This window comes from Sessilibacter corallicola (assembly GCF_021290925.1).
GTDB lineage: Bacteria > Pseudomonadota > Gammaproteobacteria > Pseudomonadales > Cellvibrionaceae > Sessilibacter > Sessilibacter corallicola.
The window spans coordinates 274,177-285,791 of record NZ_JAJSLX010000001.1 but is presented as its reverse complement, the minus strand read 5'-3'; the positions used below and the strand labels follow the sequence as shown (position 1 = coordinate 285,791).

Below are 11,615 nucleotides of genomic sequence, written 5' to 3'. Positions count from 1 at the left end.
TTATCTCATTGCCTATTTCAAAGTTGCGCTATTAGCAACAGTGGTGCGCTTAACTTCAGTCCATAAAAATAATCGAGGTAGTCGTAATGTCCAATCGTAATCGCGGTACAGTTAAATGGTTCAACAATGCAAGAGGCTATGGTTTTATCACCAGAGCTGAAAAAGGGGAGGATGTGTTCGTTCATTATCGCAATATTTCTGGTAGTGGGTATAAATCTCTCAATGAAGGGCAATCCGTAGAGTTTGATTTGCTCAAGGGTGAAAAAGGCTTGCAAGCCGAAAACGTAGTCAGTTTATAAAATTTTTGCTGGGCTGCTTATTGAACTTATAATACATTTTCTCTTCGGGCCATTAGTTCTCTAGTGGCCCAGCTTCCACCCAATAAAACCCTTTCATCTTGTTTTATAGCTTCTTAACCGCAAGGCGGCTCGAAAAACAACCTCTTACTTAATGTCTCATTATAAGATAATCCCTTTTTTATAATTAAATTGAGTTTTTCGATTTCATTTAAGAGTTGCAAGCGTGAGTGACGTTGGCAATTGTTGGTGTGCAAGATAAAGAGGTTATCGCTGAGGCTTGATCTTAATCTGCAATAACCTCTTTCGTTATTTGCTGTGTTGAATGTATGGTGGATAAACTGTTAATCGAGCGGTGAAGATATTTTAATATGTTGGAAGTTAATCCATTAATTCCCGTTGTATTTTATTTTGGCGTTTTAAATTTTTTACGTGCTTTTAAAACTTTTTCTCGGATAACGCAGTCGTGTGCGTGATCATTAATCATGCCCATGGCTTGCATAAAAGAATAAACCGTTGTTGGTCCAACAAATTTCCATCCGCTTTTTTTAAGCGTTTTAGAGAGAAGTTCAGATTCCTTAGAGGTGGAAGCCGTGAGTGGTTCGGGTAAATTTTCTGGCCTTGGTTCAAAACTCCAAAAAAATTTAGCAAGGGAACCATGCTCATTAATAATTTTTTGCGCGCATTTCGCATTATTAATAACCGCTTCAATTTTTCCTCTATGCCGAATAATGCCTTCGTTTTCTAGTAAATTTTCGACATGCTTACGATTAAAGCGTGCTACTTTATCAATCTCAAAGTTTTTAAAGGCTTTTCTGAAATTTTCTCGTTTATTAAGTATTGTTCTCCAGCTCAATCCAGCTTGGAAACTTTCTAAACATAATTTTTCAAACAATACTCGATCGTCTTTGACAGGAAAGCCCCATTCTTTGTCGTGGTAGTCCAAAAATTCTGGAACGTTACACCATTTGCAACGAACCTTTCCATCAGGTGCGGTAAATTGGTCTGTCATTGCTAAGTAATCCTTACTTAAATTAGGTTTGTGCTCGTGCTGATGACTGGTATTGTAGGGTGCTGTATAAATATACAGTATTTGATTTGAGCATCAAGTATGGATTTCACATTTCTAAGACTGTTGTCAGTTGCTACTAAAATTGCTACTGAGAAGATGCTATTGAGACGTTGCTATTATAAAGTCATTACTCCGCGTGTCACTCGAGGTCCCTAAAAGCAAGGTCCCTAAAAGCAGGAGCGCTACAAGAACTTTTGTGCTCTAGGGTTGACTCCAAGGTAATGTTGATCGCTCAGATACTGTTAAAGAAGTCATCGTTTGTGAATCAAGCTTCGTCTAGATTGTGGTTGCGAGTTGAGCCTGACGAGACTCGGCGTATAATGGCGGCCAAAGAGTAGTGCGTTGAGTATTACAGCGCCCGGAGGTTAGCAGCTTGAATTCTAAAGACACCCAAAATACCCAAAACCAATCAGCTCGCAAGATCGTTCAAGATTTCTTATCAACGAATATGAATGAGACGCTTTCCAGTGAGCAAATCGCGTCCTATACCGCTCAAATTAAGCAATTACTCAGTGCCAATAACGCCGTTCTCGTTGCACACTATTACACTGACCCGTTGATTCAGGCGTTGGCCGAAGAAACCGGCGGTTGTGTTTCCGATTCTTTAGAAATGGCGCGCTTTGGTAAAGAGCACCCAGCAGAGACCTTGATCGTCGCGGGTGTTAAGTTTATGGGTGAAACCGCTAAAATTCTGACGCCTCATAAGCGCGTACTCATGCCAACCTTGGAAGCCACATGTTCTTTGGATATCGGTTGTCCTATCGATGAGTTTTCTGAATTTTGCGACCAACATCCAGATCGAACTGTTGTGGTGTATGCCAACACCTCGGCGGCTGTAAAGGCCCGTGCTGACTGGGTGGTTACATCAAGTATTGCTGTGGATGTTATCGATCATTTGGATGCCAATGGTGAGAAAATCTTGTGGGCGCCCGATAAGCACCTAGGCGATTACGTCTCTCGTCAAACAGGTGCAGATGTGTTGTTGTGGGACGGTGCGTGTATTGTCCACGAGGAATTCAAAGCAAAAGGCATTGAAGACCTTAAACTGCTTTATCCCGAAGCAGCCGTTTTGGTTCACCCAGAATCTCCCGCCTCAGTAGTTGAGCTTGCCGATGTTGCAGGGTCCACGTCTCAGTTAATCAATGCTGCGAAAACAATGGATAAGGAGCAATTTATTGTTGCTACCGATCAAGGCATTTTCTACAAAATGCAGCAATTGTGCCCTGACAAAGAGTTTATTGTTGCACCTACCGCCGGCAGCGGTGCGACTTGTCGCAGCTGTGCCAACTGTCCGTGGATGGCAATGAATTCCCTCGAAAGCATTGTTCACGTACTGGAAAATGGTGGCAATGAAATCTTTGTTGACCAAGCTTTGGGTGAACGAGCCATGAAGCCGTTAACACGTATGCTTAACTTTTCTGCTAACAAAGCTAAGCAAAAAGTGGGTGCCTAGGCTCGATACTGTCGAGAAGGGGTTTTCAACTCATACGAATCAACGGTGCGGTTGAGTATGAGTTGAAGATTTCACGACAGTTCGGTTTTCCTCGCTGCGGTTAAACTTCTGCGCATTAAAACCTTCACGTTTGAAATCCCAGTGTTTTGAAATTTAAGCGCTCTAAAACCTCAGGGCGTTAGGAAACGTCTTCTTTAACCTCGTTTCGTCTTCTCTTGTTTGATTCAAATAGCGTAAAGATTCACTGTTCATCAACCGTTGGGTGGTAAGCAGCTGCGTTTGGGGGGAAGTTTCAACGGAGGTCAAACACTGAGTGTGTTTGTGACCGAGTACTTCCTTGCTAAGGAATAACTGAAAATACTCGGTCCGTATCTAATGGTGGCGTTATAGCCCAGGGCCCTCTTAGGTTTCAGTCCCGTGTTTCGGACCTGTCAGTAACTAGGGGCCGCCAGTCATTAAGACAAAACTGACTTGTAATTAGGTCTCAATGGTTGGGCTAAAGGTTGAGCTTGGCTCCGGTACTTCATCGCTGATGACAAAGTCGTCACCTGAAAGCGCGCTGCGCAGTTTGGAAACAATCTCAGCCAAAGCTTCTTCTGTATAAGGAGTAGCCGCTTTCGCGCCCCAAATAGGCGATGGCCAGGCGGGATCATCTTTGAATCGCGCAATGTGATGAAGATGCAGTTGAGGCACCATATTGCCCAATGCCGCTACGTTCATTTTGTCCGGCTGAAAAAGCGCAACCATCGTTTCTGATAACGTACAAGATTCTTCCAAAAGCTTGCTGCGATCTTCCGGGTCTAATTGGAATATCTCTCGAATATTGGGTTTTTGCGGCACTAAAATACACCAAGGGTAGTTCGAGTCTTTACTGAGAAGAACTAAACTTAGTGAAAAGTGGCCAATTAAGACGGTATCACTTTCTAGAATTGGGTCTAGTGTGAACATAGTGTTTCCTTTTTATTGTTAACAACAAATAGGCTGTTGCATTAAAAACCTTATCAAATGAAGCTTCGATTAGACCAGCGTTTTTTCAGCGCATGTTGCCTTTGTTCTTCTGTGAGTGTTCTGTGCGTTTTCATTTCTAAAGCCTAACTGAACGTATAAAACAGGTATACGCTCAATGTTTATTTTTAAGATCTGACAAAGACAATCGCAACGCATTAACTTTGGGTATCCATTCAAAAAATAAGCGCCAAGAAGTTGAGAAGAAAGAGCATTTGACCCAATTGTGATGACTAAATTCGAACGGCTTTTCAATCGTGTGAGCGGAAATCTTTCGCTGATCACAGTGAATATGAAACCTGGTGAATATTTGCTCTAATAAAAACCTAGGCATAGACGAATCGGGCACATAGAATACGCTCCTTCTTCAGAATATGAACGGGTTGAGTTGAAAGCGAATCGACACAAGTTTTGTCGACGAAAAACGCTGTTTGACTCAACCGTCTTGTTAATTTTAATAAACGTACAAAGGCTTTACTGACAGTATGCGCGCCAGCCGATTCTTGATTGCTACACAAAAAGAAACTCCTGCAGATGCAGTGATTATCAGCCACAAATTGATGTTACGAGCCGGCCTAATTCGTAAAATGGCCGCAGGCCTCTACAATTGGTTGCCGCTGGGTTTGAGAGTTTTACGAAAAGTTGAGGCGATTGTTCGTCAGGAAATGGACCGAGCCGGTGCTCAAGAAATGCTGATGCCTGTGGTGCAGCCAGCGGAGCTTTGGCAAGAATCCGGTCGTTGGGAACAATACGGTGGCGAACTGTTGCGAATCAAAGATCGCCACACCAACGATTTTTGCCTAGGCCCAACCCACGAAGAAGTCATCACCGACCTGATTCGTGTCGAAGTTAAAAGTTACAAACAATTACCGGCCAATTTCTACCAAATTCAAACCAAGTTCAGAGATGAAACTCGCCCGCGTTTTGGCGTGATGCGCTCTCGTGAATTCATCATGAAAGACGCGTATTCGTTCCACTTATCGCAAGAGAGCCTGCAACAGAGCTACGACGATATGTACAAAGCGTACAGCGCTATTTTCGATCGCTTTGGTTTGGATTATCGCGCAGTTGCTGCCGATAACGGTTCTATTGGCGGCACCGCGTCTCACGAATTCCACGTATTAGCAGACAGTGGCGAGGACGACATCGCCTTTAGTTCCGGTGGTGAATTTGTTGCAAACATCGAACTGGCCGAAGCAATCTCTGTGGGCGAGCGTGCTGCCGCGACAGAAGCGTTTACCGAAGTAGCCACACCGGGTGCTCGAACCGTTGACGATGTTGCTAAGCTTTTCGAAGTTGAAAACAGCCAAGTGCTAAAAACTCTGATCGTTAAAGGCGTTAATCCCGAGACGGAAGAAGAAACCTTGGTTGCGCTGGTATTGCGTGGCGATCACGAATTGAACGATGTGAAAGCCGAGAAGCTCGATATCGTCAGCGAACCACTGACTTTCGCCAGCGATGAAGAAGTAAAAGCGGCTGTTGGTGCAAGCCCAGGCTCCATTGGCCCGAAAGGTCTTTCGATGCCTGTGATCGTCGATCGAGCGGCGGCGTTGAGTGCAGATTTCCTCTGTGGTGCCAACAAAAATGGCTATCATTTCAGTGGCGCCAACTGGGAGCGCGATATTGAACTTGGTCGAGTTGAAGACCTCCGCAATGTGGTTGCCGGTGATCCAAGTCCTGCCGGCGACGGTGTGCTCGATATCAAACGCGGCATTGAAGTTGGCCATATTTTCCAGTTGGGCGATAAATACAGTAAAGCGATGAACGCCACCGTTCTCGACGAAAATGGCAAGCAAGCCACCATGGTTATGGGTTGTTACGGTTTAGGCGTAACTCGTGTTGTCGCCGCTGCTATTGAGCAAAATCACGACGACAACGGCATTATCTGGCCGGACGCTTTGGCGCCGTTTAACGTCGCGATTGTTCCGATTAACATGCACAAGTCTGAAGCCGTTGCCCAGCAGTGCGAGCAGTTTTACCAAGACTTTACCGACGCCGGTCTTGAACCCTTGTTTATGGATGAGGCAAAAGCGCGTTTAGGTGTTATGCTCGCTGATGTTGAATTGATGGGTTTACCTCACGTTATTATTGTTGGTGATCGAGGTTTGGAATCCGGTGTGGTGGAATACAAAAATCGCCGAACTGGAGAAAAACAAGAGATTGCCAAAGACCAAGTGTTAGCGCATTTGCAGTCATTAATTGCTAATTAATTCACTCTGCAATTTCGTGCTAACGCTTAAGATTCAGATATGATGAATTCTTTTGGTATTGCACACACTAACATGCCAAATCCACGACTCGTTCGTGGATTTGTTGTCTTATGTCTCGTTATTTTCACCCTGTGTTCACCGGTTGCTAGCGCGAACCCCGATCCAGAATTAGCCGCGTTGCTCAAGAAAACCGTCAACCAAGCCAGCAGTTTCGAAGACAAATACGACGCCGAAGTTTGGTTGGTCGATATGTCCCAGCGGTTATCGCGCTTTGTGAAAGATCCCAAAGAGCGCTTGACCATGCTAAGGCAAGTGCATCGCCTTGCTACCGCACACGATCTGCAACCGTCGTTGGTTTTGGCGGTGATGGAAGTAGAAAGCCATTTTGACCGATTTGCCGTTTCTCGAGTTGGCGCTCAAGGTGTGATGCAAGTCATGCCGTTTTGGAAAAACGAGATAGGGCGGCCGGAAGATAACCTGACCGACATAGAAACTAATATTACCTACGGCGTAACCATCCTCAAACATTACCTCGACAGAGAAAAAGGCCGCTGGCCGGAAGCTTTGGCACGATATAACGGCAGCTACGGCAGTTATCGTTATTCCACCAAGGTGATGGACGCTTGGCAGAAACGCTGGAAATAAAAAAATTCATGACACAACCATTTGTTCATCTTCGTTTACACACTGAATTTTCTCTCGTAGACAGCATCGTTCGCATCAAACCCTTGGTCAGCACCGTGGCTAAATTGGGTATGCCTGCTGTTGCGGTAACCGACGTTTGTAACTTCTATGGCTTAATCAAGTTCTACAGTGCGGCTCGCTCTGAAGGCTTAAAACCCATTGGCGGCGCAGACTTTTGGATTGAGCAAGGCGAAAATTCGCCAACATTAATCACCTTGTTGGCAATGACTCGTCGCGGTTACAAAAACATCATTCAGTTGATCTCTAAGGCCTATCAGCACGGTCAGTATCACGGTGTTGCCTACATTAAACGCGAATGGATCAGTGAGTTTACCGACGACGTAATCGCGTTGTCGGGCGGTAAGGTTGGCGACATCGGCCGTGCGCTTTTGGGCGGAAAAACCCAGCAGGCGCGCACGCTCTTAGATGGTTGGCAAAAAGACTTTCCCGATCGCTTTTATTTGGAGCTACAGAGAACCAACCGCGAAGGCGACGAAGACTACTTGCATCTTGCAATGGATTTGGCGTCGAGCGCACAGGCTCCTGTGGTTGCCACCAACGATGTTCGGTTTGTTGATCGAGACGATTTTGAGTACCACGAAGCGCGAGTGTGTATTGGTGAGGGCCGAACCCTAGATGACCCGAAGCGTGAACGACGTTATTCCAGCGAGCAGTATCTCAAAAGCCCAGAAGAAATGGCCGAGCTGTTTTCGGATATTCCCGAGGCGCTCGCCAACAGTATTGAAATTGCAAAGCGATGTAATCTAGACATCGAACTTGGGAATTATTACCTACCCGATTACCCCATTCCCGACAACTTCGAGCAAGATCCTTTCTTTAGTCAGCACATTACTTATCAAGATTTAAAGAGCCGTGCTGAAAAGGCGATGACCATCAAATGGCAGGGCAAAGAAGATACCGATGCTTATCACGCGATGGTAAAAACCAACATCTTCTTCGAAAAGATTTCCTACGAAGGCTTGTACGAGCGCTTAGAAAAGATTCTGCCCGATAAGCACGCGCCGGATTACGCCAACCAACTTAAAGTGTACACCGACCGTTTGCAGTTTGAGCTTGATATCATCATGCAAATGGGGTTTCCGGGTTACTTCCTGATCGTGATGGACTTTATCCAGTGGGCGAAAGATCACGAAATTCCGGTGGGGCCAGGGCGTGGTTCCGGTGCGGGTTCTCTGGTGGCGTACTCGCAAAAAATTACCGACCTTGATCCGCTCGCTTACGATCTACTGTTCGAACGTTTCTTGAACCCAGAACGTGTTTCCATGCCCGACTTCGACGTCGACTTTTGCATGGACAATCGCGACCAGGTTATCTCTTACGTGGCGGATAACTACGGCCGTGATGCCGTTTCTCAGATCATTACTTTCGGTACCATGGCGGCAAAAGCGGTGGTGCGTGACGTCGCCCGTGTTCAGGGTAAGTCCTACGGTCTTGCCGACAAACTGTCGAAAATGATTCCGCCCGATCCGGGCATGAAGCTCCAAAAAGCCTTCGATCAAGAAGAGCCGCTGCGTGAATTCCTAGAAAATGACGAAGCCGCCCAAGAAATTTGGGACATGGCATTAAAGCTTGAAGGCATCACCCGAAACGTCGGTAAGCACGCCGGTGGTGTGGTGATTGCTCCCACGCAACTGACCGACTTTGCGCCGCTGTACTGCGACGAAGACGGCAACGGCTTGGTTACCCAGTACGATAAAAACGACGTTGAATCTGCCGGTCTCGTAAAGTTTGACTTCTTAGGCTTGCGTACCCTGACGATCATCGATTGGGCCGTCAAAATGATTGATAGCCGCCGCGTAAAAAATGGCGAGCCTTCATTGGATATCAATCACATTCCATTAGACGATACAAAGACGTTTAAACTGCTGAAAGCGGCCGATACCACCGCCGTATTCCAGTTGGAATCGCGGGGAATGAAAGACCTCATCAAGCGATTACAGCCGGATAACCTCGAAGACATGATCGCACTGGTGGCGCTGTTCCGTCCGGGGCCGCTCGATTCGGGCATGGTTGATGACTTCGTAAACCGTAAGCACGGTCGTGCGGAGGTTGCCTATCCCGATGCCAAATATCAGCACGAAAAGCTAGAACCCATTTTAAAACCGACCTACGGCGTTATTGTTTACCAGGAACAGGTAATGCAAATCGCCCAGGAGTTGGCCGGTTATACCCTGGGTGGTGCGGACATGTTGCGCCGGGCGATGGGTAAGAAAAAGCCCGAAGAAATGGCCAAGCAGCGTTCTACCTTTGAAGACGGCGCCAAATCCCAAGGGGTTGATCCTCAGTTGGCGATGAAAATCTTTGACTTGGTGGAAAAATTTGCCGGTTATGGTTTCAACAAATCCCACTCCGCCGCCTACGCGGTGGTGTCTTATCAAACCGCGTGGTTGAAAGCGCACTACCCAAGCCAATTTATGGCCGCGACCATGTCATCGGACATGGATAAAACCGATAAAGTTGTTACGTTTATTGAAGCCAGTCGCGAAATGGGCTGCGCACCTTTACCACCGGATGTAAACAGCGGTGAGTTCCAATTCACTGTAAACGAAGACGATCAAATTATTTACGGTTTGGGGGCGATCAAAGGTCTGGGCGAAGGCCCGATCGATAGCATCATCAAAGGTCGTCAAGAAGGCCCGTTTACGGATCTGTTTGATTTTTGCTCGCGCATTGACCCGAGAAAAGTCAACAAGCGTGCCTTAGAAGCACTGGTGCGTTCGGGGGCTTTGGATTCCATTGGTCCGGGAATCGATATCGATCACGATCGTGCCATTTTGTTTGCTGCGCTCAACGATGCTGTGCAAACCGCTGAGCAAAATGCTGCTAACGCAAGCTCCGGTATGATGGATTTGTTCGGTGATTTAATGCCGAGCCAAGACAATGGTGGCAACGTGTATGACGATTACAAAAATACGCCGCCTTGGTCGATCAAACAACGCTTAGAAGGCGAGAAGGACACACTCGGTTTATACCTGACCGGCCACCCCATTGATGAGTACGCCACCGAAGTTAGACAGCTGGTTTCAGCAAGAATCAACGATTTACAACCGGATAAAAAACCGCAAAAAGTTGCGGGTCTTGTCGTGGCAACCAGAACCATGAAAACCAAGCGCGGTGATAATATGGCGTTCGTTGCCATTGACGATCGCTCTGGTCGTATTGAAGTCGCCATTTTTGCCGACGTATTTAAAGAATCACAAGAATTGCTGGGTAAGGACGAATTACTGGTCATTGAAGGTCAGGTCAGTCACGACGATTATTCGGGCAATTTAAAAATGCGCGCCGATAAAGTGCTCAGCCTTTCACAGGCGCGTATGGACCGAGCCAGTGCATTGAAACTTCGTCTAGAAAGCGAGGCTTTACCTGCTAATTTCGCCGATCAACTCAAAGAAAATCTGCGACCTTATTGCAGCGGCCAGTGTCCGGTGTTTATCGAATATCGCCGTCCCGGAGCCAAGGCTAATTTACGTTTGGGCAATGATTGGCGAATTGCGCCGGAAGATGAATTGGTGAATTCATTGGTACAGGTGCTCGGTAAGAAAAATGTCGAATTAATTTACGACTAATGGCTCAGGTTCAGACAAATTTTTACTCAATGGTGTTATCGTGTACTGAAATTGGAACATGCCGTTTGCGCCCACACATTGCGTGTGAGTAATCCATTTTCATGTGCACAATTGATGAAATTATTACCAATGCAGCCTGGGTTTACCAAACTTAAGTGACAGAAATATTTGAAAGACTGACAGAAAAGTCTACAATCGACGGCCCTTTAAAAAGTGGCTGGAAAAGCGACAGTTCTCGATTGAATATTTCGATAACAAACCAAATATTAGCTAATCGAAAATACAAAGATTAAAAACAGTTAAGGTCAACATGAATCCAAATTATCTCGATTTTGAACAGCCGATTGCAGAACTGGAAGCTAAAATCGAAGAATTACAACTCGTCGGTAAAGATAACGATCTCAATATCACGGAAGAAATCGCTAAATTACGCGATAAAAGTCAAAAATTGACCGAAAGTATCTACGCCGATCTCTCTTCTTGGGAAGTGGTGAAAGTTGCCCGTCATCCACAACGGCCTTACACCAGCGACTACATCAAGCGAATTTTTACCGATTGGGATGAGCTTCATGGTGACCGCCATTTTGGCGACGATCAGGCCATTATTGGTGGAGTCGGCCGACTCGACGGTCGTCCTGTTATGGTGATTGGTGAAGAAAAAGGTCGCAGCGTTAACGAGAAGGTATCTCGTAACTTTGGTATGCCTAAACCAGAAGGTTATCGCAAAGCATTGCGCCTGATGGAAATGGCTGAACGCTTTAAAATGCCGATTCTCACTTTTATTGATACTCCGGGAGCTTACCCAGGTATCGATTCTGAAGAGCGCGGGATTTCAGAATCCATCGCCCAAAACCTTGCCGTGATGTCACGCTTAAAAACCCCTATCGTTTGTACCGTAATTGGTGAAGGTTCCTCCGGTGGTGCTTTGGCAATCGGTGTGGGTGATCAGCTCAATATGTTGCAGTACTCCACATACTTTGTAATTTCACCCGAAGGTTGTGCCAACATTATTTGGAAAACCGTTGATAAAGCGCCTCAGGCTGCTGAAGCGATGGGTGTAACTTCGACAGTATTGGAAGAATTGGGAATTGTTGATGAAACCATTCCTGAGCCTCTCGGCGGTGCGCATCGTGATATGGATGGCATGGCAATCAGTATTAAAGAGCGATTGATCGAACAAGTGGGTTCATTGTGCGAGTTGCCCATTGAAACACTGCTTGAAAAACGCTACGAGCGTTTGATGAGCTACGGCAACGTATAAATCTTTTTGAACGTTTTCGTTAAGCCTTGTTCGCTATTGTTAAAAAA

8 protein-coding genes are annotated in these 11,615 nt (G+C 46.1%); 6 read left to right on the top strand and 2 right to left on the bottom strand.

Annotated features, from left to right (window positions below):
* The first annotated feature begins 86 nt into the window (after window positions 1-86).
* Window positions 87-299: a cold-shock protein gene (locus tag LU361_RS01130; protein WP_233086473.1), complete on the top strand. Its 213-nt coding sequence runs from the start codon at window positions 87-89 to the stop codon at window positions 297-299.
* Window positions 300-702: 403 nt separating this feature from the next.
* Here LU361_RS01130 and LU361_RS01125 read toward each other — a convergent pair whose 3' ends face one another.
* Window positions 703-1,308, bottom strand: coding sequence for a DNA-3-methyladenine glycosylase I (locus LU361_RS01125; RefSeq protein WP_233086472.1), 606 nt, complete (start codon window positions 1,306-1,308; stop codon window positions 703-705).
* 508 nt (window positions 1,309-1,816) lie between these two features.
* Between LU361_RS01125 and nadA the strand changes: the two genes are divergently transcribed.
* Window positions 1,817-2,821: a quinolinate synthase NadA gene (nadA, locus tag LU361_RS01120; protein WP_233088179.1), complete on the top strand. Its 1,005-nt coding sequence runs from the start codon at window positions 1,817-1,819 to the stop codon at window positions 2,819-2,821.
* Window positions 2,822-3,298: 477 nt separating this feature from the next.
* Here nadA and LU361_RS01115 read toward each other — a convergent pair whose 3' ends face one another.
* Window positions 3,299-3,769: an HIT domain-containing protein gene (locus tag LU361_RS01115; RefSeq protein ID WP_233086471.1), complete on the bottom strand. Its 471-nt coding sequence runs from the start codon at window positions 3,767-3,769 to the stop codon at window positions 3,299-3,301.
* Between the two features lie 542 nt (window positions 3,770-4,311).
* Between LU361_RS01115 and LU361_RS01110 the strand changes: the two genes are divergently transcribed.
* The 4 genes from LU361_RS01110 (at window position 4,312) to accA (ending at window position 11,568) form a co-directional block, all read left to right on the top strand.
* A complete protein-coding gene (locus LU361_RS01110; RefSeq protein ID WP_233086470.1) occupies window positions 4,312-6,036 on the top strand; it encodes a proline--tRNA ligase in 1,725 nt (574 codons plus the stop codon).
* Between the two features lie 42 nt (window positions 6,037-6,078).
* Window positions 6,079-6,681, top strand: coding sequence for a lytic transglycosylase domain-containing protein (locus tag LU361_RS01105; RefSeq protein WP_434064655.1), 603 nt, complete (start codon window positions 6,079-6,081; stop codon window positions 6,679-6,681).
* Between the two features lie 8 nt (window positions 6,682-6,689).
* Entirely contained in the window at window positions 6,690-10,307 is a 3,618-nt protein-coding gene (dnaE, locus tag LU361_RS01100; RefSeq protein ID WP_233086468.1) for a DNA polymerase III subunit alpha, read from the top strand.
* Window positions 10,308-10,617: 310 nt separating this feature from the next.
* Window positions 10,618-11,568, top strand: coding sequence for an acetyl-CoA carboxylase carboxyl transferase subunit alpha (gene accA, locus LU361_RS01095; protein ID WP_233086467.1), 951 nt, complete (start codon window positions 10,618-10,620; stop codon window positions 11,566-11,568).
* The last annotated feature ends 47 nt before the right edge of the window (window positions 11,569-11,615 follow it).

Bases quoted from the DNA above. Each gene is read 5' to 3' on its own strand.
- LU361_RS01130 (WP_233086473.1), top strand. From the start codon at position 87: ATGTCCAATCGTAATCGCGGTACAGTTAAATGGTTCAACAATGCAAGA.
- LU361_RS01125 (WP_233086472.1), bottom strand. From the start codon at position 1,308: ATGACAGACCAATTTACCGCACCTGATGGAAAGGTTCGTTGCAAATGG.
- nadA (WP_233088179.1), top strand. From the start codon at position 1,817: ATGAATGAGACGCTTTCCAGTGAGCAAATCGCGTCCTATACCGCTCAA.
- LU361_RS01115 (WP_233086471.1), bottom strand. From the start codon at position 3,769: ATGTTCACACTAGACCCAATTCTAGAAAGTGATACCGTCTTAATTGGC.
- LU361_RS01110 (WP_233086470.1), top strand. From the start codon at position 4,312: ATGCGCGCCAGCCGATTCTTGATTGCTACACAAAAAGAAACTCCTGCA.
- LU361_RS01105 (WP_434064655.1), top strand. From the start codon at position 6,079: ATGAATTCTTTTGGTATTGCACACACTAACATGCCAAATCCACGACTC.
- dnaE (WP_233086468.1), top strand. From the start codon at position 6,690: ATGACACAACCATTTGTTCATCTTCGTTTACACACTGAATTTTCTCTC.
- accA (WP_233086467.1), top strand. From the start codon at position 10,618: ATGAATCCAAATTATCTCGATTTTGAACAGCCGATTGCAGAACTGGAA.